A 23,829-nucleotide genomic window follows, 5' to 3' on the forward strand; every position below is an offset into this window, starting at 1 on the left:
CTCGCCATCGTTGTTTTTGCGCGGCTTCGCCGCGCGTGGTGGGGGCTCCGCCACCCACACCCCCTCACGCCGGCGATGTGGCCGCAGGCTGAGCGGGCGATCCGGCCGAGCGATCATCCGACCGTGATCTTCACCGTCCACGCCCCCGAGGCCGTCCGCCCCTCCGCCTCCACTCGGACGTTCTCGCCGGGCACCCTGAAGCTCTCCCCCAGGGCGACCGGGGCGTCCGCGAGGGGCGGATAGACGGAGCTCTCCCAGCAGGCGTCGGTGCGCGGATGGGCGTCGATCACCTCGACCGGACCGCGGCCGGACTCCGCCGTGCCGCTCACCCGGTAGACGAGGATGCCCGACCGGCAGGCCGTCGTGTCGTTGCCCACCGGCCCGCGCACCTCGAAGGCGAGCGCGCTGTCGACTCCGGTACGGACGACCGCGAGCTTGGTCCCGCTGCCCAGCCCGAAGGCGGGCGCCCCGGCGGCGCCCACGGTGAGCACCCCGGGGCCCGCGCCGAGCGGCTCCAACGTCAGCCGCGTCGGCCCGCTCTCCTGCACGCAGGTCACCTGCCTCGACTCCAGCCAGCCGAGCTTCCACTTGTGCCAGCCGAAGAGATCCGGCGCCAGTCCGAACTGGCTGCCCATCAGATCCCAGTCGCCGACGAACGTGTCCCAATCGCCCTTGCCGTCCACCGGCCGGTGGTACAGGTCCGGAAGGTCGAAGACGTGCCCGGTCTCATGGGCCAGAACCAGCCGGTCCGGCGGGTGCTGCTCGAACACCGTCACGACCCGCCGGATGTCCGTCCCGTCGGCCCGCAGCGGGGTGTCCAGGTTCACCACCTTCGTCGCGTCCGAGTCCACGCCGGGCGCGTCCGGATCGGCGACGAAGTAGACGACGTCGTAGCGCGAGAAGTCGACCTGCCCGTCGGCCGCGGCGAGTGCGTCGCGCAGGTAGGCGGCCCGATGTGGGGCGCTCCAGTCACGCTGCATGACGTACGACGTCGACGGCCTCGGCATCCGGATCCAGTGCCGCAGCGGGTGCGGGCGCAGGGTGAACCGGCCGTAGGAGGCGCGCTGGAAGAAGCGGCTGGTGGCGGGGAAGTGGTCGGCGGCGAGCTGGGCCGGGGCGGTCAGCGGTGCCGAGTCCGGGAAGGACAGGAAGACCATCACCGCGTCCAGCTCGCGGGTCGGACGCGGATAGGCGGAGTTCCAGGTGCCCACGCCCTCCGAATGGTGGGCCGCGGTGCGCTGGAGGGCACAGGGTGCCGCCGGAAACGGTTCGGCGACCGAGGGGCCGGTCACGAGGGAGGTCGCCGCGAGGGCCGACAGGGTGGTGAACACGGCCGCGGTGCTGCGCAGTCGGGGGCGCGGAAACGGACGCGGCACAGGGACCTCCGGAAACGGTTCACGGGACACCGCGTCCATATTGTGTGCTTTTGTCGTATAAAGCCCTGTTTATCTGCACCAGAAGAGTGAGAAGTCCGAAAGACCGTCAGATGGGTCACGTGCGAACCGCTCACGGAACGTCACAACTGGTCAGGCGCCTGAAGAACACGTCCAAGGTCCGAGCAGAAACGATCTGCCAGAAGGGCAGGATGTTCCGGGACACTGGATAGCGGCTGGAAGGGTCTTGGGGCAGCCTCTATGATCGGCACACTTTCCTGCCGGACAGCGATCGAGTGCACTGCGGGAGCGAGCGGTGAGCGAAACGTCCGAAGGGCCGACGCCCGCGGCAGACCTCGACCGGTCAGCCGTCACAGAGGGTGATCCCGGCACGGCTACCAGTACCGGGCCCCAAACCTACCGCTCGGTGTTCACGGCCGCTCCGCTCGCGATGGCCGTCGTGGACCGCGAGGGTCTGGTCGTCAGCGCCAACGCCACGCTGGGCGCACTGCTCGGCTGCCCGCCGGACGAGCTGACCGGACGGATCGCCGCCGACCTGGTGGACCTCGCCTCCGACGCGCGCAGCTGGCACGCCTACCGGGAGGTCCTGCGCGGCCGTCAGGCCAGGCTGCGCTGCTCCCGTCGGCTCAAGCACCCCGACGGCCGGTCCCTGTGGGCACAGGTCACGGTCGCGCCCCTTTCGGGCCAAGGGCCCGGCGCGGTCCTGCTGTCCATCAGCGACATCACCTCCCGCCGCGAACTCCAGGCGCGGCTCAGGCACTTGCAGATGCACGACCCGGTGACCCGGCTGCCCAACCGCACCCTGTTCTTCGAACGGCTCACGGCCGCGCTGGAGGCGGAGTCGTGCGAGCAGGGCGGCACCGGCCGGGTCGGCCTGTGCTACCTCGACCTCGACGGCTTCCAGGCCGTCAACGACACCCTCGGCCACCGGATCGGCGACCGGCTGCTGGCCGCCGTCGCCGACCGTCTCACGCGCTGCGCCGACGAGGCCGGCCTCGGACGGGTCAGTGCGCCGCTGGTGGCCCGGCTCGGCGGCGACGAGTTCGCGCTCCTCGTCGAGGACTCCACCGGCACCGAACAGCTCGCGGATCTCGCCGAGGCCGTACTGAACGCGGTCCAGGCGCCTTTCGACATCTCCGGGCAGCGGCTGTCGGTGTCGGCCTCGATCGGCGTGGTGGAACGACAGGCGGCGGGCACCAGCGCGACCGGGCTCATGCAGGCCGCCGACACCACGCTGTACTGGGCCAAGGCCGACGGCAAGGCCCGCTGGACCCTCTTCGACCCGGAGCGCAACGCCCATCGCATGACCCGGCAGGCCCTCGCCTCCACCCTGCGCCCGGCGATCGAACGCGGCGAGTTCGTACTGGAGTACCAGCCGCTGGTGGCGATGGAGGACGGCCGGCTGCGGGGTGTCGAGGCCCTGGTCCGATGGAGTCACCCGCAGTTCGGGATGCTGACGCCGAATCGGTTCATCGGACTGGCCGAGGAGGACGGCTCGATCGTGCAGCTCGGCCGCTGGGTGCTGGCCACGGCCTGCCGTCAGGCGCGGCAGTGGCAGTTGGGCCATCCGGACGAGCCGCCGGTCTTCGTGAGTGTGAACGTGGCGGTCCGTCAGGTCTGGGACTCCGACCTGGTCGCGGACGTGGCCGCGATCCTCGCGGAGACGGAGCTGGCACCGCACCTGCTGCAACTGGAGCTCACGGAGTCGGCGGTGATGGGCTCGGCCGGCCGGCCGCTCCAGGCGCTCCAGGCCCTCAGCGACATGGGCGTGCACATCGCCATCGACGACTTCGGCACGGGCTACTCGAACCTGGCGTACCTCAGCCGGCTGCCGGTGTCGGTGCTGAAGCTGGACGGGTCGTTCGTGCGGGGCTTCCAGTACGAGGGGGAGGGCGTCCCGCCGAACCCGGCCGACGAGGTCGTCGTCGAGGCGATGATCCAGCTTGCCCACCGGCTGGGGCTGACGGTCACCGCGGAATGCGTGGAGACGTCCGCGCAGGCCGCGCGGCTGCGGCGGATCGGCTGCGACACCGGCCAGGGGTGGCTGTACTCACGGCCGGTGTCGCCGGATCGTATCTCCGGATTGTTGGATGTACGGGTTTGAGGTGTGCGGGGGTGTGCTGCGCGCGAATGAGGGGCGGGATCAGGCGGTCGGCAGTCCGTAGGCGTCCGCGATGAGCTCGTAGGAACGCAGGCGTACGTCGCCGCTGTGCGCGTTGCCCGTGATCATCAGCTCGTCGGCGCCGGTGCGCTTGTGGAGGTCGTCGAGGCCGGAGCGGACCTCGTCGGGGGTGCCGTGGATGACGTTGGCGTTCCAGGAGTCGACGAACTCGCGCTCCATCGGACTGAACTCGTAGGCCTCGGCCTCTTCGGGGGTGGGGACGAGTCCCGGTCGCCCGGTGCGCAGCCGCACCATGTTCAGGGCGGCGGCCAGGACCTGTCGGCGTGCTTCCTTCTCGTCCTCGGTGGCGAGGGCGGAGACGCCGATGAGGGCGTACGGCTGATCCAGGACGGCGGACGGCTGGAAGGACTCGCGGTACAGGTCCAGGGCCGGGACGGTGTTCTGGGCCGAGAAGTGGTGCGCGAAGGCGAAGGGCAGGCCGAGCTCGCCGGCGAGGCGGGCGCTGAAGCCGGAGGAGCCCAGGAGCCAGACGGGCGGGCGGTGCGGGGACTGGACGCCGCCCGGGGAGGTCGCCTGGATGGGGCCGGGGACGGCGTGGATACGGCGGTAGCGGTGACCGTCCGGGAAGTCGTCGTCGAGGAAGCGGATGAGCTCCGCGAGCTGCTGGGGAAAGTCGTCGGCGCCCTCGTGGAGCCGGTCGGTGCGGCGCAGGGCGGCGGCGGTGGCGCCGTCCGTGCCCGGGGCGCGGCCGAGGCCGAGGTCCACGCGGCCCGGGGCCATCGCCTCCAGGGTGCCGAACTGTTCCGCGATCACCAGCGGGGCGTGGTTGGGGAGCATCACGCCGCCCGAGCCGAGGCGGATGCGGGTGGTGTGGGCGGCGAGGTGGGCGAGGATCACGGCCGGGGAACTGGACGCCACGCCCGGCATGGAGTGGTGTTCGGCGACCCAGTAGCGGTGGAAGTGGCGGGACTCCGCGAGCTTGGCTATCTCGACGCTGGTGCGGAGGGCGTCGGTGGCGGTGCGGCCGGCACCGACGGTGACCAGGTCCAGGACGGAGAGCGGGGTGGGGGCGGTGCCGTGTGGTGTTCCCCGGGTCTCGTCTGGCGTTGCGGTCACGGAGGGCCTCCTGGGTTGAGCCGGTGCGGTGTCCTCCGGCGGTAACAGGAGGGGGTCTCCGGTTATTCCGTCTCGGGGGCCGGCTCGGGTGGGTGGGGGTGGGCGTTCCCGGGACTCCGCCCCGGACCCCGGTGCTCGCCCACCCCCACTCCGTCCGTCTCGGTTGCTCAAGAGGCCGGCGTCAGAAAACCCCGGCGCTCCGGACTACGCCTGGACGATGGGTTCCCTCGTGAACAGGGCCCCCAAGGACGGGGCGTGCACCCTGCGGTCCGCCAGCCTCAGAGCTTCCCAGACGGTGACCTGGTTGGCCGTGAGGACGGGTTTGCCCAGGTCCTTCTCCAGGGCCGGGATGTGGGCTGCCGTGTGCAGGGCGGTGTCGGGGAGCAGGACGGCCTCGGCGTCCGGCGCGTCGGCCTCGCGGGCCAGGGCGAACACCTCGGCCTCGCCCCACGTCCCGACCTCCGCCGCCGTGATGATTCCGGACCCGCGGACCCCGGTGACCTCCACGCCGGCCGCGCGCAGGAACTGGGCGAAGAGGTCCGCCACGTCGTCCGGATAGGTCGCGCCGACGGCCACCCGGCCCACCCCGAGCTCCCGCACCGCGTGGACGAAGGCGAACGAGGTGGAGGAGGCCGGCATGCCGGCGGTGTGGGCGAGGGTGCTCACCTGCTCGTGGGCGCCCTCCCAGCCGTAGACGAAACTGCCGCTGGTGCAGGCCCACACCACCGACTCGGCGCCGCCCATGCGCAGCTCCTCGACGCCCGCCGCGAGCCGGCCGGCGGAACCCATTTCGAGCAGGGCGTCGACCCGGTGGGCGTCCTCGCCGATATCGGTGTGCACCAGGTCCAGGCGGATGTCGCTGCCGAGCAACTGCTCGATGCGCGGATAGTCGTCCTCGGCGGAGTGGCCCGGATAGAGGAATCCCAGTGCTGTCATGTCCAGCCTTCCTGCTGCTGTTCTTCGTCCGGCAGTCCCGGTACGTCCGGTAGCGCCGGGACGTCCGGCAGCACCGGTACGTCCGGCAGTACGGGGCCGAACCGGGCGGCCGGATCGATCAGCGCCTGGTACGGTCCCACTGCTCGGGTACCCAGTTGGCGCAACGCAGCCCACATCGTCACCTGGTTGGCCGAGATCACCGGGATCCGCAGCTCCGCCTCCAGCTGGGGAATCACGTCGTAGGTCGGCAGATTGGTGCAGCTGATGAACAGCGCCTCGGCCCCGTTGAGCCCGGCCTGGCGCGCCATGTCGGCCACCTCCCGGTACGGAACCTTCCAGATGTGCCTGGTCAGGCCCATGTACGCGCAGCTGGTGACGGTGACGCCCGCCTCGGCCACGTACTCCTCCAGCGCGCGGGTGACGGACACGGTGTAGGGCGTGACCAGCGCGACCTTGCGGACGTCGAGCTCCGCCAGTGCCTCCAGCAGCGCTCCGGACGTCGTGACCGAGGGCAGCGCGCCCGCCCGGGTCATCGCCGCGCACATCGCGCGTTCTCCGGCGATCCCGCCGACGAAACTGCCGGACGTGCAGGCGTAGGCCACGACCTCGGGTGCGATGGCGGTCATCGTGCGCACCGCCTCGTGCAGGGTCTCGTGCTCGCTGACCAGGCGGGCGAGGTCGAGGCTGACCTCGACCGGGACGTAGGGTGTTCGGGTCAGATGGAGGGAGACCTCGTCGGGCACCCAACGCCACAGTTCGCGGTCGAGGGCGAAATCGAACGGGGCGACGACCCCGACACCGCGCTGGGGACGTGGACCCCCCAGAAACGAAACGTCCAAAGCAGACACCGGCCTCACACTGAGGGACCAGGGGACAACGGACCGTACGCATGCCCGTGTTGACGAAGGTAGGTTGGGGTGCGAGCGTGGTCAATCCGCCCTCGTGACCAACAGGTCACGCATCGGTCACCCGCCGATGTCCGCCCACGTCAGAGGGTCGTCGCCTCCGAAGAATCGGTACCTCGAATGGCTTCTTCCGCATGACCGCGCCCACCTCCGGTTCCTCCTCCGGTACCCCGGCCGTCCCCACCGTCCTGGTCCTGGACGCCGACCCGCCGCCCCGCCTCGGCAGCCTCACCGGCCGGGCCCGCGTCGAGCACACGGACGCGTCGACGCTCGCCGAACGGCTGCCGTCCGCCGATGTCCTGCTGGTGTGGGACTTCGCCTCGCACGCGGTCCGCGCTGCCTGGCCCGGCGACGGTCCGCGGCCACGCTGGGTGCACACGGCGAGCGCGGGCGTGGACCACCTGATGTGCCCCGAACTCGCCGCCGCCGACACGCTGGTGACGAACGCCCGGGGCGTCTTCGACCAGCCGATCGCCGAGTACGTGGCCGCGCTGGTGCTGGCGATGGCCAAGGACCTGCCGCGGACCTGGGAGTTGCAACAGCGCGGGACCTGGCGGCACCGCGAGTCGCAGCGGGTGACCGGCACACGCGCGTGCGTCGTCGGCGCCGGGCCCATCGGGCGGGCGATCGTCGCCACCCTCGAGGCGCTCGGCGTCACGGCCGCCCTCGTCGGCCGTACTCCGCGCACCGGCGTCCACGGCCCTGAGGATCTGGACCGGCTGATGGCCCGGGCGGACTGGGTGATCGCCGCGGCGCCGCTGACCGAGCAGACGCACGGCATGTTCGACGCCCGCCGCTTCGGCCTGATGCAGCCCTCGGCCCGGTTCGTCAACATCGGCCGGGGACCGCTGGTCGTCGAGGACGCACTGGCCGAGGCGCTGTCCAAGCAGTGGATCGCGGGCGCCGCGCTGGACGTCTTCGAGCACGAACCCCTGCCTGCCGACAGCCCGTTGTGGCAGGTCCCCAACCTGATCGTGTCCCCGCACATGAGCGGCGACACGGTCGGCTGGCGGGACGACCTGGGCACGCAGTTCGTGGAGATGTACGGACTCTGGGAGGCGGGTAGATCACTTCCGAACGTGGTCGACAAGCAGCGGGGGTATGTACCCGGACACTGACGTCCTACGGAGGGGCCGGATGACGGAGCTCAGCGAACTGACCGCAGTACAACTCGTCGACGGCTACCGCAAGGGCGACTTCAGCCCCGTGGAGGCGACCCGCGCTGCCCTGGAGCGCGCGGAGGCGATCCAACCCGAGGTGAACGCCTTCACGCGGCTCACGGCGGAGGACGCGCTCGGGCAGGCGCGGGCGTCGGCCGAGCGGTGGCGACGCGGTGAACCGGCCGGGCTGGTGGACGGTGTCCCGGTCACCGTGAAGGACATCCTGCTGCAGCGCGGGGCGCCGACCCTCAAGGGGTCCAAGGCGCTCTCGGAACAGGGAAGTTGGGACGAGGACGCGCCGTCCGTCGCCCGCCTGCGTGAGCACAACGCCGTCTTCCTCGGCAAGACCACGACCCCCGAGTTCGGCTGGAAGGGCGTCACGGACTCCCCACTGAACGGCGTGACCCGCAACCCGCACGACCCGACCCGCACGGCGGGCGGCTCCAGCGGCGGCGCGGCGGCGGCCGTGGCCCTCGGCGCGGGCCCCCTGGCCCTCGGCACCGACGGTGGCGGCAGCGTCCGCATCCCGGCCGCGTTCTGCGGGATCTTCGCCCTGAAGCCGACGTACGGCCGGGTGCCGCTGTATCCGGCGAGCGCCTTCGGCACCCTGGCCCATGTGGGCCCGATGACCCGGGACGCGGCCGACGCGGCCCTGCTCCTCGACGTGATCGGGACCGCCGACTCCCGCGACTGGTCGGCGCTCGCCCCGGCGCCGGGCCCCTTCTCGGCGGGGCTGTCGGGCGGGGTGCGGGGGCTGCGAATCGCCTACTCACCCTCGTTCGGCGGTCAGGTGGCGGTGCAGCCGGCGGTCGCGGCGGCGGTACGGCGGGGGGTGGAGCGGCTCGCGGAACTCGGCGCGTACGTCACCGAGGCGGACCCCGACTTCACCGACCCGGTCGACGCCTTCCACGCCCTGTGGTTCAGCGGCGCGGCCCGCGTGACCCAGCACTTCGGGCCCCAGCAGCGGGAGTTGCTCGATCCGGGGCTGCGGGAGATCTGCGACCAGGGCGCCCGCTACAGCGCGCTCGACTACCTGGCCGCGGTGGATGTCCGCATGGAACTCGGGCGCCGCATGGGCAGTTTCCACGACTCCTACGACCTGCTGGTCACCCCGACCCTGCCGATCACCGCGTTCGAGGCTGGCGTCGAGGTGCCGAAGGGGTCCGGTCACCGCCGCTGGACGGGCTGGACCCCGTTCACGTACCCCTTCAACCTGACGCAACAGCCCGCCGCGTCCGTCCCGGTGGGAACGGACGACGACGGGCTGCCGGTCGGGCTTCAACTGGTGGCCGCCCGCCACCGCGACGACCTGGTGCTCCGGGCGGCGCACGCGCTGTACGAGGCGGGAACCGCGTCGTCCGTCAGGTGAGCGTCACGCCCGCCGGAAGCTGAGGGTCTCCCCCGCCGCCCCGGTCCGCCACAGGTCGTTGCAGGCGTCCGCCAACTCGGGCAGGCCCTCGGTGATCTGGCCCCAGACGATGCCGGGGACCCAGCCGACGTCTCCGTTGAGGAGCAGGTTGTTGCGTTCGTAGAAGAGGGCCAGGTCGACGATCGTGGTGCCGGGGCGGACCTCGCGGTCGTAGCCGTAGGACTGGGTGCCGAGTTCCGCTCCCGCGAAGGAGAAATAGCAGAGATCCCCCGGGATGGGGGTGACTGTCGGGTTTTCCAGCGGTGGTTCGGATGTCGCGAAAGGCGGAAAAAGGGCGTAGATCTCGTTACGGGCGTATTTGGCGTGGTAGACGTCTCCGGCGAGCGGAAGGGAATCCCAGACAGCCGCACAGGTGATCGGCGCGCGATCGTCGAGCAGCTTTGCCGTGGCGGTGATTCCTCGCTTGACCAGCGAGACTTCGATGTATCGATCAGCCATGCGTTCCATGGTCCACCCGCGGTCAAGGGGGCCTCGGCATCAACCGGGGCCAAAAGTGATCGGCATAACTCGAATGAAGTCGGGTAGCCGCGCGCCCATGGCTCGACCACACGCAAACCGATCAGGAACCGACAACAAATCCCACAGAGGGTTCAGCCGCCGCTCCCTTCTGACCGGAGCAGTGTCGCTGGGCGCGGCGGGAAGTCTCGGGATGGTCGGCTGCAGCCGCGTCCCCGGTGAAGGGAAGGTGCTGGGCGGCAGCCTGTTGGACACCCTGCGCAACCAGGGGTCCGTGAAAATCGGTATCGCCAGCGAGCCGCCCTTCGGCTACGTCGGAGACGACGGCCAGGCCACCGGCGAAGCACCGGCGATCGCCAGGGTGATCTTCAAGAGGCTCGGCATCGACGAGGTCACGCCGGTGCCGGTGGACTTCGGCGCGCTCATACCCGGGCTGAAGGCGCGGCAGTTCGATGTGGTGTCCGCCGGGATGTACATCAATCCCCTCCGGTGCGAACAGGTGATGTTCGCCGACCCGGACTACCTCATGCTGGACGCCTTCATCGTCAAGAAGGGCAATCCGCACGGCATCAAGACGTACGCGGACGTCAAGAAGAAGGGCCTGAAGCTCGCCTCCGGCAAGGCCTACGCCCAGATCGACTACGCCAAGGCCGCGGGCATCAGCGACGTCCTGGTCCTGCCCGACCAGGTGGCCGGACTCGACGCGGTGGCCCAGGGACGGGTGGACGCCTTCGCGGGCACCCGCATCACGGTCAAGTCGGCGGTTGCGGGTTCCGGACGCGTGTCGGCGACCGAGCCGTTCCAGCCCGTGATGGACGGCAAGCCCGCCTACGGCGCCGGCGGATTCGCCTTCCGGCTGTCCGAGAAGAACTTCCGTGACGCCTTCAACAAGGAGCTGCTGAAGCTCAAGGCGAACGACTACCAGGAACTTCTCAAGATCGTCGGGCCCTTCGGCTTCTCCAAGGCCGACATGACGGACCTCACGGCGAAGGAGCTGTGCGGCTGATGATGAGTTCGGAGTTCTTCACCACCTGGTTCCTGCCGGGCGTCTGGGTCACCGTCCAGGTGACGGTGTACGCCGCGGCCCTCGGCGCGGCCATCTCGTTCGCCATCGGTCTCGCCCGCGGTTCGCAGTACTGGATCGTCCGCTTCGTCGCCGGGGCGTACTTCGAGGTCTTCCGTGGCATGTCGGCGCTGGTGCTGATGTTCTGGATGTTCTTCGCGCTGCCCCTCTTCGGCTGGCAGTTGGTGCCCATGTGGGCCGGTGTCAGCGCGCTCGGCCTGACCTACGGCGCCTACGGCTCCGAGATCGTCCGCGGTTCGCTGGCCGCCGTCACCCCGGCGCAGAAGGAAGCGGGCATCGCACTCAACTTCACCCGCTGGCAGCGGCTGCGCCTGATCGAACTGCCCCAGGCCTGGCCCGAGATGGTGCCGCCGTTCAACAACCTGCTGATCGAGTTGCTGAAGGGCACCGCCCTGGTCTCGGTCATCACGGTGGCCGACATGACGTTCGCCGGCAATCTGCTCCGGCTGGGCACCAACGAGACCACCCCGATCTACACCCTGCTGCTGGTCCTCTACTTCGTTCTCGCCTTCCTCATCACCCGCGGTATGCGGCTGGTCGAGCGCAGGGCGAAGGCCGGAATCGGGCAGCAGCCGCAGAAGACCGGCGGGACGACCAGGAAGCCCGGCGCCCGCGGCGAGAGTCTGCAGGCCGGTTCGCAGTCCGCAGGAGGTATGGGATGAGCTGGGACTGGAACGTCGTGGACGACTTCATGCCGCGGTTCTGGGACGGCGTACTCGTCACCCTGCAGGCCCTGGCCATCGGCACCCTGATCGCCTTCGCGCTGGGTCTGGTGTGGGCGCTGGCACAACGGTCCACGCAGGTGTGGGTGCGCTGGCCGGTCGTCGCGGTCACGGAGTTCATCCGCAACACACCGCTGCTGGTGCAGCTCTTCTTCCTCTTCTACGTGGTGCCCAACTTCGGCCCGTCGATGTCGCCGCTCACCACCGGCATCGTCGGCCTCGGACTGCACTACTCCACCTACACCGCCGAGGTCTACCGCGCCGGCATCGACGGCGTCCCCGCCGGCCAGTGGGAGGCGGCCACGGCGCTGAGCCTGTCCAAGGGCCGCACCTGGCGTGCGGTGATCCTTCCGCAGGCGATCCGGCGCGTCATCCCGCCGCTGGGCAACTACGTCGTCGCCATGCTCAAGGACTCCCCGATGATCGCGACCATCGGCGCCTTCGACATGCTCGGCGAGGCCCAGGCCTTCAGCAACGAGACCTTCACCACGGAGGCGCTCACCATCGTGGGCGTGGCCTTCATCGTCATCGCCTACCCCGCCTCCCTCCTGATCCGAGCCCTGGAGCGACGCCTTGTCCGCTGACACCAACCCCGCAGAGAACACCGACACCCTCGCCAATCCGCCGGTGGACGGCAGCGAACTGATCCGGCTGGAGCAGGTCACCAAGCGGTTCGGGAGCAACACCGTCCTCGACCGGCTGGACTTCTCCGTGGACTCCGGCAAGCACGTCACGCTGATCGGGCCGTCCGGCTCCGGCAAGACGACGATCCTGCGACTGCTGATGACGCTGACCAAGCCCGACGAGGGCACGATCACCGTCGACGGGGAGCGACTGTTCCCGGCCCCCGAGAAGCAGGTCCGCGAGGTCCGCAAGAAGATCGGGATGGTGTTCCAGCAGTTCAACCTGTTCCCGAACATGACGGCCCTCAGGAACATCATGGAGGCCCCGGTCACCGTGCTCGGCCTGTCCAAGGACGAGGCGGAGGAGCGGGCGCGCGGGCTGCTCGACCTGGTGGGCCTGGCCGACAAGTGCGACGCCCGGCCGACCCAGCTGTCCGGCGGCCAGCAGCAGCGGGTGGCGATCGCCCGGGCGCTGGCGATGCGGCCGCAGGTCCTGCTCCTGGACGAGGTGACCTCGGCGCTCGACCCGGAGTTGGTGGCCGGCGTCCTGGACGTGCTGCGGGACATCGCCCGCACCACCGACATCACGATGCTCTGCGTGACCCACGAGATGAACTTCGCCCGGGACATCTCGGACCAGGTCCTGATGTTCGACTCGGGTCGCGTCATCGAGTCGGGCTCGCCGGAGAAGATCTTCAGCGACCCGGAGCAGGACCGGACCCGGGAGTTCCTCAGCGCGGTGCTTTGACGTACAAGAGGTGAACACGGCTCAACACCCGAGGTCCGGGCCTCGGGTCGTGCCGTTGGCATATGCCAGAGTGCCAGCGCCCCAGCTGAGAGCCGTGCGGGGGCGCTGGAATCTCGCCAACAACCGCTCGCTGCAAGCCCCTTGCCCGTTATCGTGGAAGGGATTCGCTGTCCGGATTACGGCCCAGCTGTAGAGCGACCGAGCGAGCGCAGGGGGAACACCGTGGCGCTGATGCACGAGCCGACCGCGCCGTACCACTCGACCCAGGACGCCCTGCGCGTCCTGGAGACCGTGGCACGGCATCCCACCGGAATCACCGACAGCCGACTCGCCCGCCTGACCGGCCTCAGCCCGGAGCGCCTGACCACGCTCCTGCGGATGCTGCGCCGCGAGGGCTACGTCGAGCAGGTCACCGACGGGGCGTACGTGACCGGCGCCGCCCTCACCCGCCTCGGCTCCACCCAGGACCGCGACCAGGCCCTGCGCGAGAGGCTCCAGCGCGCGCTGGAGCGGCTGCGCGACACGGTCGGCGCCGCCGTCTACATCAGCCGGTACGTCGACGGCGAGATCGACATCACGCAGTACGCCGCCGGACCCACCACTCCCGCGGTCCACGAGTGGGTCGACTTCCGCCACTCCGCCCACGCAACCGCCATCGGCAAGAGCCTCCTCGGCCAACTCGACCACAACGGCCGCCGCGACCACCTCTCCCGGCACAAGATGGCCCGCCTCACCTCGCGCACCATCACCAGCGACAAGCTGCTGCTCTCCCGTCTGGAGTCCCAGCCGCCGACCGTGCCCCACCTCGACCTCCAGGAGTACGCCGTCGGCACGGTGTGCGCGGCCGTCCCGATCACGGCCGGCAACTCGGTCGGCTGCCTGGCCCTCTCCCTGCCGGTCGAGCACGCCCACCGCCTCCGCCAGGCCGCGGACCGGCTGAACCGTGGGGCGGCTCCGGTGCTGCTGTCCCTGGCGATCTAGGGCCTGTCCGGCGGATCATGCCGCAGACGCGGGGCCTGGCACGCCCACCTGTGTCGATGAGGCGCCGCCGATTTCCTGCGACCTGATCCGCCGGACAGGCCCTAGCGGCCACCCGGAAACGTGGTCGGAAGCACCCCCTCGGACCAGGTAGTATTTTTCTGTCGCCAGCCGCCACGAGCGGTCGGCGAGAGTCATGCGCCGCTAGCTCAGTTGGTTAGAGCAGCTGACTCTTAATCAGCGGGTCCGGGGTTCGAGTCCCTGGCGGCGCACGATGTCGATGGCGAGGCGTGTTCGCGGAAAGCGCGAACCGGCCTCGCCATCGCTGTTTTTGCGCGGCTTCGCCGCGCGTGTGGGGGCTCCGCCACCCACGGCCCCCCTGCCTCTCCGCGTCCCCTGCTGCCATGGCTCTCCGCGCGCCCTGCTCCCGGCTCCTTCCGCGCCCCCGCTTTCAGCGCGCCTGCCCGGTGAGCAGCTCTTCCCGCCCGTGCTGCCGGTACTCGGCGACGAGCCCGTCCCTGTCCTCCTCGGTCAGCCGGCGGTACCCGTCCTCGCCCGGCGGCCGCCACCACACGGGATCCGCGCGGACGAAGCCCTCCTTTCGCAGCGCCGCCCGGTGGATCTTGTTCGTCGCGGTCACCGGCATCCGCTCCACCACCCGCACGAACCGGGGCACCATCTTCGTCCCCAGGTCCGGCTGGGCGAGCAGGAACCCGGCGAAGGCCCGGGGGTCGAAGTCCCCGGCGACCGTCGCCATCACCTGGTCCCCGGTCACCGGGTCCGGCACCGCGTACACGGCGACGGCGGCCGCGCCCTCGTACCGGGCGAGGATGTTCTCGATCATCGCGGCGGCCAGGTTCTCGCCGTCCACGCGCAGCCGGTCGTCGGCGCGGCCGGCGAAGTAGAGGAAGCCGTCGGCGTCCCGGTAGAAGAGGTCGCCGGTCCAGTACCCGCCGTCATGCCGCCGCTCGGCCTCCGCCGCCGGGTTGCGCCAGTAGCCCTCGAAGGGGCTGAGCCCCCGGTTGACCAGCTCACCGATGGCCTCGTCACCGTTCAGCAGCCGTCCGGTGGAGTCGAGGACGGCCGGCGGGCACTCCTCGCGCGTCTCCGGGTGGAGAACCACCAGACCGGGCGTCGCCGGACCGACCGCGCCGCGCGGTGTGCCGGGCCGCCACTGGATCGCCGCGCCGCCCTCCGAGGAGCCGTACCCCTCCACCAGCCGCACCCCGAACCGCCGTTCGAAGGCGGCCGCGTCCACCGCCCCCGCCTCCGTGCCGAAGCCGAGGCGCAGCGGATTGTCCCGGTCGTCCGGCTGTTCCTCGGTGGCCAGGACGTACTGCACCGCACGTCCCACATAGGTGAAGTACGTCGCCCGATACCGCCGTACGTCCGCCAGGAACCGGGACGCCGAGAACCGCCGCCGCAGCGCCACGCCCGCCCCGGCCGCGAGAGCGGGCGCCCAGTCGGCGATCACCGCGTTGCCGTGGAACATCGGCATGCACACGTAGTGCACATCGTCCGGCCGTACGGCGAACTGGTCCGCCAGGGAGCGGCCGGCCGCGGCCAGACGGCCCTGGGAGCAGAGCGCGGCCTTGGGGGCGCCGGTGGAGCCCGAGGTGAAGTAGAGGAGGAGACGGTCGGCGGGGTCGGCGCGGGACGGGTCCGGACGGGACCCCGCGTAGGGCGCGAGGAGGTCGTCGTACTCCTGCGAGTCCGTCACCAGCAGGCACACTCCCCCACGCTCGACCGCGCCCGCGCGGCCGGGCCCCCAGGGCAGCCCCAGGCCCGTCAGCAGGGGCAGGTGGGCGCGTTCGGTGATCAGGATCCGGCACTCGGTGTGCAGGATGTCGCGGGCCAGTTCGGGGCCCCGGCGGGTGGGGTTGATGCCGGCGACGGCCACGCGGGCGAGGGCGGCGGCGCTCAGCCACAACGGGTACTCGGGGGTGTTGTCGAGCAGCAACCCGATGTGCGCCCCGGCCGGCAGCAGGTCGGCCAGCAGCGCGGCCCGGGCCGCCGCACCGGCCGCCACCTCGTGGTGCGTGAGCACCCGTTCCCCGCACCAGAGGCCGGGACGGTGGTCGTCCCAGCGGTCGGCGACGAGATCCGCGATCGTGCCCAGGTCACTGGACTCCATGGGGGCGCACGGTAGTTGACGCACCGTCAGATGTGGAGGCTAAGGCGTGAATCCGTCCGCGGCGTCGAACATCGTGTGGGCCACGACCATGAAGCCCAGGCAGAACACGATCAGCACCCCGAAGACGGCCAGCAGGCAGCCCGTGCCCGCCGCCAGCTTCCCGGGCGCGGGCGCCTTGGCCGTGGCCCGCTCCGGACGGTCCGCCACATAGTGCACCGTGACGATGTCGCCCTCGACGGTCGTCCCCGGTCCGCCCGTCTCGTCGAACCGGACCGGGCGGCCTTCTCGCGTGGCGAACTCGTAGACGTGGTGCAGCGTGGTGCGCACGGACGTCTCGCCGCCACCGCTGGTCGTCGTGTACGTCCGCAGACAGCGCGCCTCGGCCGTCAGGCCGCTGTTCCAGGCGCTGCTGATGTCCCGGGCGCGGCGGATCACCGTGTACGCGGCGAAGGACACGATCCCGATCATGAGCAACGGCACCACGTAGAAGAAGGCTTCCATGACGTCCCCCGATCTCCGTGCGCCGTCACGTTCGGCGACGTACGGGGAACGTACCCACAGGGGATGCCGGACCGCCTCAAGTAAGGCTCAGAGTTCCGGCATCCCCGTGCAGGTCAGAACGTGACGTCGGAGCAGGCGTAGAACGCGTTCGTCGTGTCCGCGACGGTCCAGACCGCGACGACGACGTGGTGGCCGCTCAGCCCGGACGGCAGTGTGCCGCTGTGGGAGAGCGTGGTCGGGGGTCGCTGGCCGCCGTAGGGGACGGTCAGGAACGGGGTGAGGTTGAGGTCGGAACGGGCCAGGTTGTGGTTCTGGTTCCAGCCCGGCTTGGTGACGTAGTACCTGAAGTCGGTCGTGGCGTGCATGGCCGTGAACTGCCAGCGGAACGTGTACCGCTGACCGCCCGTCACCCTGGTGGTGGGCCAGGCGCCGCCCGACGGGGTCTTCGGGCTGTCGAGCTGCGCGAAGCGGGTGTTGCCTGCGGAGCAGATCCGGCCGTCGGCCGGTCCGGCGCCGGGGAAGCCCTTGAGGCCCTCGACGCTCTGCGGCTCCCACTGGATGTCGCCGCAGTTGGTCACCGAGCCGTTCTGGCAGAGCTTCTGACGGCTGACGGGGAGGTCGGTGTAGCCGTGGCCGCTCGCACCCGGGGACGAGAGCACCAGGGCTCCGGTCGTCGCGAGGCCGAGCGCGGCGGCGTACCACTTGGTCTTTTTGCGCATGCTGCCGCTCCTGGAGAACGTGGGGGAGGTTCAGTGAGCTGTGCAGGTAGGTCTAGACCAAGTCTCAGATTATTGCGGTTACTTGAACATGTCCATACCAATCGCGAGGCGGCACGGGTCGACACGGGAGGGCGGACCGGCGGGGCCGATCGGCGAGCCTCAGCCGACGCCCCCCGCCTCCCCACGCCCCACGCAGAACGCCACCGTCAGATCCTTGACCAGCGCCTTGCGTTCGCCGTCGTCCAGCTCCACCAGTCCCCGCATGGTCAGCCGGGTCACGGTGTCCTCCACCGAGTCGACCACCGACGTGAGGACGGTCGCCCGGTGCTGGGCGTCCAGTGCGGCGATCCGGCGACGGTGCATCGCGGCGGCGACCTCGGGGGCGTACTCCACCCGCGACGGCCGCACCGAGAACACCTCGATCCCGACCGGTGCCGTATCCCCCGCCACCAGCCGGGTCAGCGCCTCCGCGGCCGCGTCGACGGAACCCCGGCCGGAGCCGGGCGTCCCCACCGGGACCCGGGTCAGCGCCGCCTCCACACACTCGCGCAGATACGTCTCGTGGTCCTCGACGCCCAGCGTGGCCCGCGCGGTGTCCCGCACCCGCCACACCACCAGCACCGCCACCCGCAGCGCGACCCCGCTCGCGTCGGCCGCGGGCATCTCCTCGCTGCGCCAGTGCCGCAGCCGTACGTCCACCCGGCGACGCAGCAGCAGCGGGTTGACCCACATCAGGCCGGTGCGCCGGACCGTACCCCGGTAGCGGCCGAACAGGCCGAGCACCCAGGCCCGCCCGGTCCGGCCCCGGGCCAGCCCGCCGAAGCCGAACAGCCCGAGCGCGCCCGCCCCCGCGTACGCCGCCCACTGCGCGGGGCCGAGCCCCGCACCCGGGTACAACGGCAGCCCGAGCGCCCGCTCCACGAGCGGCGGCAGCGCGCCCGCCCACCAGGTGGTGGCCAGGCCACAGGCCAGGCCACAGACTCCCCCGACCACTCCGGCCGCCCCCGGCAGCACCCGCGCGGGCCGCTCCACCAGCGCGGGGTCGACCTGGGGGGCGTGGCGCGCCTGCGCGGGAGCCGGCCGGCGCAGCCGCGGCTGCTCCCCCGTCCCCTCCCGGCGCCCCACGACGGAGGGCCGCAGCGGCACCGGTTCGGGTTCGTCACGGAACAGCAGGTGGACGGGGATCTCGGTGGTCGCCTCGTTCTGGATGAGCCGGACGGGCCGGGTCGGCCCCTCGGACTCGGGCGTGTGTGAAGTGGTCGTACTCATGCGTGCCTCCAGCCTCCGCGCCAGATACGCCATGACAGTGCGTGGGTCGCCCCCTGCCGGTGCGTGGTTCTACGAGAAGAGCCGCCGCCAGGTCTCCGGCCCCGGGTAGCCGTCCGCCGCGCCGCCCCGCCATCCCTGGGCGCGCTGAAAGGCCTCGACGCCGCGCCGGTCCGCCTCGCCCCAGCGGGGTCCCGGCCCGGACGGGTAGAACCTGCCGAATCCTTCCTTCGTCAGCTGTCGGCCCAGCTGGGTGACGTACTCGTTGTCCGCACCCGGCCGGAACATCGCCCGCCCCGGATAACCGGGCACACCGTGCGAGGCGGGCCCTGCGGGCGAGGCGGGCTCGGAGGTGTCCGGCGTCACGGCCCGGTGGGCGGCCGGGTGTCGGGCGACCGTGGACTGGGGCAGCACCCGCCGCCAGTGAACGCATCCGGGGCAGTCGCAGTCGCTCGCGGGATCGAGTTCCTCGAAGACCGGAGCCGCCATGCGATTCCCCTCATACCTCGGGTGGAAATGTCCGCGCCTGTGCACGTTCGTCAGTTTCTCAACTGTCGTCCCGACGCGCATGTTGACGGTCCGAATGATGTACACGACCCGCCGCCGAACGCCGGACGAACGGTCCGGGGCCGGCGATACGGCGGTCCGGAGCACCTCATCGCATCCGGTAAAGTTGTGCAGGTCAGCGGGCGCCGCTAGCTCAGTTGGTTAGAGCAGCTGACTCTTAATCAGCGGGTCCGGGGTTCGAGTCCCTGGCGGCGCACGATGTCGATGGCGAGGCATGTTCGCGGAAACCGCGAACATGCCTCGCCATCGTCGTTTCCTGACCTCATTGAACTGAACCGGCTCGGCGACCGTACGGAACGGGAGGCCGCCGAGGGAGCCGGTCTCGCCGAGACCGACCGCGCGTTTCACGCCACCCTCCACCGGGCGCTGGACATCGTACTGCTGGGCGAGGTGCTGGAGGCGTTCCGGGACCCCTTACACCACGTAGGCATGGTCCTCGTGGATGTTCGGCAGGATCCGCAGGTCACCTGCCGGCCGACCGGGACAATCCTGGAGGCGGCGAGGTCGGGCGACGCGATCAGGGCGGAGGGTGTCACAGGGAAGCGCTTCGGCGGCATCCGCACCTGCCTGTCCACAACGGCTCCACAAGGTCCCCACACGGACCACAATGAACGCGTATGACCGGTAAACACCGCGTTTCGCATCTTGCGATCATGATGAACACCGTAGAACCCTGGTTTTCAAGATGCTGCGGATTCGCGGCAGTTGGGGGGCAAAGAGCCGGTTGCCGGTGCTACGGGGAGAGGGGGCCCCGTTCATGGACCGATGCCGAGGGGGGCATCATGCAACCGGAAGGTCGCAGTTCCGTGTCCTAGATGTGGACGATGTGGTGACTGTGGCCCACCGCTGATACGACTGTGAAGGTCTAGGGGGACTGAAGCAGCCGTAAAGATACGACTGACACGTGATAACACACGTGTGGGGGGATGACTCATGACGTCGACGCCGACGGGCGCCCGGCAGAACTACGACCCGTCCCAGACCACCCAGCTCAGGGTGCCGTCACACCGGACCGGCGCGTTTCGCCGGATAAAGAAGACGCTGCCGAAGTACGACTACGAGCACTACAGCAGGCTGGCAGGTCCCCTCACCCAGCCCGACCCGACCAAGCCGTACAGAGTGCAGTACCGCTCCTTGCTCTCGCAGGAACCGCACCGCATCAGGGTCGCGCTGATGCTCGCCGCCGCGCCGCTGCTCTCGCTGGTGCTGCTGGCCTGGCTGTTGCAGCCCGAACACTGGACCGAGCGCGACTACCCGGCCTTCTCCTGGCTGCCCGCGCTCGACATCGTGATGCTCGTCGCGATCGGTCTGATCGAGTTCTTCCGCTGCATGAACGTGCTGTCGAACGCGCACGCCACCCTGGTCGCCCGCGACCCGGTCCCGGTGGTGCCCGAGACCGGCACCAGAGTCGCCTTCCTCACCTCTTTCGTGCCCGGCAAGGAGCCGCTGGAGATGGTGACGAAGACCCTGGAAGCCGCGGTGCGGATCCGGCACCGCGGCCTCATGCATGTCTGGCTCCTGGACGAGGGCGACGATCCCGCGGTCAAGGCCGTGTGCGAGCGCCTGGGCGTGCACCACTTCTCCCGCAAGGGCGTCGCCCGGTGGAACCAGGCCAGCGGCCCGCACCGCGCCAAGACGAAGCACGGCAACTACAACGCCTGGCTGGACGCGCACGGCGACGAGTACGACTTCTTCGCCTCGGTCGACACCGACCACGTGCCGCTGCCCAACTACCTGGAACGGATGCTCGGTTTCTTCCGCGACCCGAACATCGGCTTCGTCATCGGCCCGCAGGTCTACGGCAACTACGACAACTTCATCACCAAGGCCGCCGAGTCGCAGCAGTTCCTCTTCCACGCGCTGATCCAGCGCGCCGGCAACCGCTACGGCTCGCCGATGTTCGTGGGCACCTCCAACGCCGTGCGCATCAAGGCGCTGAAGCAGATCGGTGGCCTGTACGACTCGATCACCGAGGACATGGCCACCGGCTTCGAGATCCACCGGCACAGGAACCCCGCGACGGGCAAGAAGTGGCGCTCGGTCTACACCCCGGACGTGCTCGCGGTCGGTGAGGGCCCCAGCGCCTGGACGGACTTCTTCACCCAGCAGATGCGCTGGTCCCGCGGTACGTACGAGACGATCCTCAAGCAGTACTGGAAGGGCTGGTACTCGCTGCCGCCGAGCAAGCTCTTCAACTACACGATGATGATCATCTTCTACCCGATGTCGGCCCTCAACTGGATCCTCGCGGCGATGAGTTGCGCGCTGTTCCTGGGTCTGGGCGCCTCGGGTGTGAACATCGACCCGACCGTGTGGCTGATGCTCTACGGCAACGCCTCCGCGCTGCAGATCGGCCTGTACATCTGGAACCGCCGGCACAACGTCTCCCCGCACGAGCCGGAGGGATCCGGCGGTGTGGCCGGCATGGCCATGTCCGCCCTGTCCGCGCCGCTCTACGCGAAGGCGCTGGTCGACTCCGTCCTGCGCCGCAAGAGCAAGTTCGTGGTCACGCCCAAGGGCGATTCGGCGAGCCCCGACAGGTGGTTCGCGACCTTCCGGTACCACTGGTACTTCATCCTGATCTTCGGCGCGTCCATCACCGCCGGTTTCGTCTTCGGGCACTCGCACCCCGCGATGATCATCTGGGCGACCTTCGCCACGCTGGTCACCGCGACGCCGATCTTCGCCTGGCGCCACCAGTTGCGGCAGGCGAAGAAGAAGCCCGCCGTGCCCGAACAGGAGCCGCAGGACGCGGTTCCCGTCGCCCAGCCCGCGGCTCCCGCGGGCGCCTACGAGTCGCAGTCGCTGCCCGCGCAGCGGACTGGCGCCCAGCACGCACCGAACGCACCGCATGTCCCGCATGCCCCGCAGCAGAAGCCGAGTTGGGCCGCCTCGAACGGCACGGGCGACCAGACCATGCAGATCGCCCTTGGTGGACTTGGGGGACGTAAGGAATGAACGACCGAGCAGGCCGCCGCCGCGCCCGTCGACTCGCGATCGGCACGGCGGTGGTGCTCGCGCTGGCCGGGATGAACGGGCCGTGGCTGTACCGCTTCAGCACCGAGAAATACCACCAGTACCAAATCGACAGACCGGAGTACAAAGCCGAGAACGGCAAGTGGGACGTCATCGAGTTCCCCGAGGAGTACCGGCAGAACACCATCCACGCGGCGCTGCTGCGCACCGGGAAGGTGCTGCTCGTCGCGGGTTCGGGCAACAACCAGGACAACTTCGACGACAAGAAGTTCGACACCCGGGTCTGGGATCCCGTCAAGGGCACCATCAAGAAGGTCCCCACGCCCAAGGACCTGTTCTGCACCGGCCACACCCAGCTCGCCAACGGCAATCTGCTGATCGCGGGCGGTACCAAGCGGTACGAGAAGCTGAAGGGTGACGTCACCAAGGCCGGCGGCCTGATGATCGTCCACAACGAGAACCCGGACAAGCCGATCACGCTGCCCGCGGGCACGAAGTTCGTGGGCAAGAAGAACGGCAAGGCCTTCGTGTCGAAGGACCCGGTCGTGGTCGAGCGGGCGAAGAAGAACTTCGACAAGCGGACCGGCAAGTTCCTCGGCAACTCCCCGGGGCTCGGGCGCATCTACGTCGAGGCGCAGAAGAGCGGCGCCAAGTACGAGACGGGCACCCAGGACAACTACCGCATCCAGGGTCTGTCCGGCGCCGACGCCAAGAACACGTACGGCATCGCGCAGAAGCTCGCCCTCGACAAGAAGGACTTCCAGGGCATCCGCGACGCCTTCGAGTTCGACCCGATCGCCGAGAAGTACATCAAGGTCGACCCGATGAAGGAGGCCCGCTGGTACCCGACGCTCACCACCCTGAGCGACGGGAAGATCCTCAGCGTCTCCGGCCTCGACGACATCGGGCAGCTGGTCCCGGGCAAGAACGAGACCTTCGACCCGAAGACCAAGAAGTGGACGTACCTGCCGAAGACCATGCAGTTCCCGACCTACCCGGCGCTGTTCCTGTTGCAGAACGGCAAGGTCCTGTACTCGGGCTCGAACGCGGGGTACGGGCCGGACAACGTGGGCCGCGACCCCGGTGTGTGGGACGTGGACACCAACAAGTTCACGAAGATCCCCGGGCTGAGCGACCCGAACCTCATGGAGACGTCCGGGACCGTGCTGCTGCCGCCGGCCCAGGACGAGAAGTACATGGTGATCGGCGGCGGCGGGGTCGGCGAGTCCAAGCTGTCCAGCAACCGGACCCGGATCGTCGACATGAAGGCGGACAGCCCGAAGTTCGTGGACGGGCCCAGGCTGGAGAAGGGCACCCGCTATCCCCAGGCCTCGGTGCTGCCGGACGACTCCGTGCTGGTGTCCGGCGGTTCGGAGGACTACCGGGGTCGCGGCGACTCCAACATCCTCCAGGCCCGGCTGTACCACCCGGACCGGAACACGCTCGACAAGGTCGCCGATCCGCTGGTGGGGCGCAACTACCACTCCGGATCGCTGCTGCTGCCCGACGGGCGGGTGATGTTCTTCGGGTCGGACTCGTTGTACGGCGACGCGGCGAACACGAAGCCGGGGACGTTCGAGCAGCGCATCGAGATCTACACGCCGCCGTACCTGTACCGGGACTCACGGCCGTCGCTGTCGGGTGGCCCGCAGACGATCGAGCGGGGTGGGTCGGGGACGTTCACGTCCCAGCACGCCTCGTCGATCAAGAAGGTGCGGTTGATCCGGCCCAGTGCGGCGACGCATGTGACCGATGTCGATCAGCGGTCCATCGCGTTGGACTTCAAGGCGTCCGGGGACAAGATCACGGTGACGGTGCCGAAGAACAAGAACGTTGTTCAGTCGGGCTGGTACATGGTGTTCGTGAACGACGACCAGGGGACACCGTCGAAGGCGCAGTGGGTGAAGGTGCCGTAGGCCTCAAGGCGCCCTAGGTGAACGGCCCCAGCGCTGCCGCACGTTGATGAGTGCGGGAGCGCTGGGGCCGGTCGGGT

General features: G+C 69.9%; 20 protein-coding genes, 2 tRNA genes and 1 pseudogene. 13 read left to right on the forward strand and 10 right to left on the reverse strand.

Features of this window, described 5'->3' with window-relative positions; all coding sequences use genetic code 11:
• Positions 1 to 113: 113 nt before the first annotated feature.
• Positions 114 to 1,376: a M6 family metalloprotease domain-containing protein gene (locus OHA64_RS18315; RefSeq protein WP_405614276.1), complete on the reverse strand. Its 1,263-nt coding sequence runs from the start codon at positions 1,374 to 1,376 to the stop codon at positions 114 to 116.
• A 313-nt stretch (positions 1,377 to 1,689) separates the two neighbouring features.
• Here OHA64_RS18315 and OHA64_RS18320 point away from each other — a divergent pair, with 313 nt between their 5' ends.
• Complete coding sequence (locus OHA64_RS18320) at positions 1,690 to 3,498, forward strand: putative bifunctional diguanylate cyclase/phosphodiesterase (RefSeq protein ID WP_405614278.1); 1,809 nt, start codon at positions 1,690 to 1,692, stop codon at positions 3,496 to 3,498.
• A 39-nt stretch (positions 3,499 to 3,537) separates the two neighbouring features.
• On the opposite strand, the gene OHA64_RS18325 is transcribed toward OHA64_RS18320, so the two are convergent.
• From OHA64_RS18325 to OHA64_RS18335, 3 genes are all read right to left on the reverse strand, one after another.
• A complete protein-coding gene (locus tag OHA64_RS18325; protein WP_405614280.1) occupies positions 3,538 to 4,632 on the reverse strand; it encodes an LLM class flavin-dependent oxidoreductase in 1,095 nt (364 codons plus the stop codon).
• A gap of 204 nt (positions 4,633 to 4,836) precedes the next feature.
• Entirely contained in the window at positions 4,837 to 5,568 is a 732-nt protein-coding gene (locus tag OHA64_RS18330; protein ID WP_405614282.1) for a decarboxylase, read from the reverse strand.
• Entirely contained in the window at positions 5,565 to 6,407 is an 843-nt protein-coding gene (locus OHA64_RS18335; RefSeq protein WP_405614284.1) for an aspartate/glutamate racemase family protein, read from the reverse strand. Before OHA64_RS18335 ends, OHA64_RS18330 begins: the two co-directional genes overlap by 4 nt.
• A 200-nt stretch (positions 6,408 to 6,607) precedes the next feature.
• On the opposite strand from OHA64_RS18335, the gene OHA64_RS18340 reads away from it, so the two are divergent.
• Both OHA64_RS18340 and OHA64_RS18345 read left to right on the forward strand, forming a co-directional pair.
• Entirely contained in the window at positions 6,608 to 7,591 is a 984-nt protein-coding gene (locus tag OHA64_RS18340) for a D-2-hydroxyacid dehydrogenase (protein WP_405614286.1), read from the forward strand.
• 19 nt (positions 7,592 to 7,610) lie between these two features.
• A complete protein-coding gene (locus tag OHA64_RS18345) occupies positions 7,611 to 9,002 on the forward strand; it encodes an amidase (RefSeq protein ID WP_405614288.1) in 1,392 nt (463 codons plus the stop codon).
• 3 nt (positions 9,003 to 9,005) lie between these two features.
• Here the strand turns inward: OHA64_RS18345 and OHA64_RS18350 are convergent, their stop codons facing one another.
• Complete coding sequence (locus OHA64_RS18350) at positions 9,006 to 9,500, reverse strand: DUF3830 family protein (protein ID WP_405614290.1); 495 nt, start codon at positions 9,498 to 9,500, stop codon at positions 9,006 to 9,008.
• A gap of 97 nt (positions 9,501 to 9,597) precedes the next feature.
• Between OHA64_RS18350 and ehuB the strand changes: the two genes are divergently transcribed.
• The 6 genes from ehuB (at position 9,598) to OHA64_RS18380 (ending at position 13,945) form a co-directional block, all read left to right on the forward strand.
• Positions 9,598 to 10,524, forward strand: a complete 927-nt coding sequence (gene ehuB / locus OHA64_RS18355; RefSeq protein ID WP_405614292.1) for an ectoine/hydroxyectoine ABC transporter substrate-binding protein EhuB — start codon at positions 9,598 to 9,600, stop codon at positions 10,522 to 10,524.
• On the forward strand, positions 10,524 to 11,264 hold the full coding sequence (ehuC, locus tag OHA64_RS18360; protein WP_405614294.1) for an ectoine/hydroxyectoine ABC transporter permease subunit EhuC: 741 nt from the start codon (positions 10,524 to 10,526) through the stop codon (positions 11,262 to 11,264). Before ehuB ends, ehuC begins: the two co-directional genes overlap by 1 nt.
• A complete protein-coding gene (gene ehuD / locus OHA64_RS18365) occupies positions 11,261 to 11,908 on the forward strand; it encodes an ectoine/hydroxyectoine ABC transporter permease subunit EhuD (protein WP_405614296.1) in 648 nt (215 codons plus the stop codon). The genes ehuC and ehuD overlap by 4 nt, the downstream gene beginning before the upstream one ends.
• Positions 11,898 to 12,695 (forward strand): ectoine/hydroxyectoine ABC transporter ATP-binding protein EhuA, encoded by a 798-nt coding sequence (gene ehuA / locus OHA64_RS18370; RefSeq protein WP_405614298.1) that lies wholly within the window; start codon positions 11,898 to 11,900, stop codon positions 12,693 to 12,695. The genes ehuD and ehuA overlap by 11 nt, the downstream gene beginning before the upstream one ends.
• A gap of 222 nt (positions 12,696 to 12,917) precedes the next feature.
• On the forward strand, positions 12,918 to 13,676 hold the full coding sequence (locus OHA64_RS18375) for an IclR family transcriptional regulator (RefSeq protein WP_405614300.1): 759 nt from the start codon (positions 12,918 to 12,920) through the stop codon (positions 13,674 to 13,676).
• Positions 13,677 to 13,871: 195 nt separating this feature from the next.
• A tRNA-Lys gene (locus OHA64_RS18380) sits at positions 13,872 to 13,945 on the forward strand.
• Between the two features lie 179 nt (positions 13,946 to 14,124).
• Here the strand turns inward: OHA64_RS18380 and OHA64_RS18385 are convergent.
• The 5 genes and pseudogenes from OHA64_RS18385 to OHA64_RS18405 all read right to left on the reverse strand — a co-directional run.
• Positions 14,125 to 15,807 carry an AMP-binding protein gene (locus OHA64_RS18385; RefSeq protein WP_405614302.1) on the reverse strand — a complete coding sequence of 561 codons (1,683 nt, stop codon included), beginning with the start codon at positions 15,805 to 15,807 and terminating at the stop codon, positions 14,125 to 14,127.
• Positions 15,808 to 15,846: 39 nt separating this feature from the next.
• Positions 15,847 to 16,308, reverse strand: coding sequence for a DUF3592 domain-containing protein (locus OHA64_RS18390; protein ID WP_405614304.1), 462 nt, complete (start codon positions 16,306 to 16,308; stop codon positions 15,847 to 15,849).
• 113 nt (positions 16,309 to 16,421) lie between these two features.
• Positions 16,422 to 17,027, reverse strand: a complete 606-nt coding sequence (locus tag OHA64_RS18395) for a lytic polysaccharide monooxygenase (protein ID WP_405614306.1) — start codon at positions 17,025 to 17,027, stop codon at positions 16,422 to 16,424.
• A 159-nt stretch (positions 17,028 to 17,186) separates the two neighbouring features.
• Positions 17,187 to 18,296: an SPFH domain-containing protein gene (locus tag OHA64_RS18400; protein WP_405614308.1), complete on the reverse strand. Its 1,110-nt coding sequence runs from the start codon at positions 18,294 to 18,296 to the stop codon at positions 17,187 to 17,189.
• A gap of 69 nt (positions 18,297 to 18,365) precedes the next feature.
• Positions 18,366 to 18,632 (reverse strand): annotated as a pseudogene (locus OHA64_RS18405) (peptidoglycan-binding protein); the annotation flags it as partial.
• A 350-nt stretch (positions 18,633 to 18,982) separates the two neighbouring features.
• On the opposite strand from OHA64_RS18405, the gene OHA64_RS18410 reads away from it, so the two are divergent.
• The 4 genes from OHA64_RS18410 (at position 18,983) to OHA64_RS18425 (ending at position 23,752) form a co-directional block, all read left to right on the forward strand.
• Positions 18,983 to 19,056, forward strand: a tRNA-Lys gene (locus OHA64_RS18410).
• A gap of 2 nt (positions 19,057 to 19,058) precedes the next feature.
• Positions 19,059 to 19,481 carry an FCD domain-containing protein gene (locus tag OHA64_RS18415; protein WP_405614310.1) on the forward strand — a complete coding sequence of 141 codons (423 nt, stop codon included), beginning with the start codon at positions 19,059 to 19,061 and terminating at the stop codon, positions 19,479 to 19,481.
• A 312-nt stretch (positions 19,482 to 19,793) separates the two neighbouring features.
• Positions 19,794 to 21,818 carry a glycosyltransferase family 2 protein gene (locus OHA64_RS18420; RefSeq protein WP_405614312.1) on the forward strand — a complete coding sequence of 675 codons (2,025 nt, stop codon included), beginning with the start codon at positions 19,794 to 19,796 and terminating at the stop codon, positions 21,816 to 21,818.
• On the forward strand, positions 21,815 to 23,752 hold the full coding sequence (locus OHA64_RS18425) for a galactose oxidase-like domain-containing protein (protein ID WP_405614314.1): 1,938 nt from the start codon (positions 21,815 to 21,817) through the stop codon (positions 23,750 to 23,752). Before OHA64_RS18420 ends, OHA64_RS18425 begins: the two co-directional genes overlap by 4 nt.
• Positions 23,753 to 23,829 lie beyond the last annotated feature (77 nt).

The sequence above is a fragment of the Streptomyces sp. NBC_00076 genome, assembly GCF_045041235.1.
In the GTDB taxonomy this organism is placed as follows: domain Bacteria; phylum Actinomycetota; class Actinomycetes; order Streptomycetales; family Streptomycetaceae; genus Streptomyces.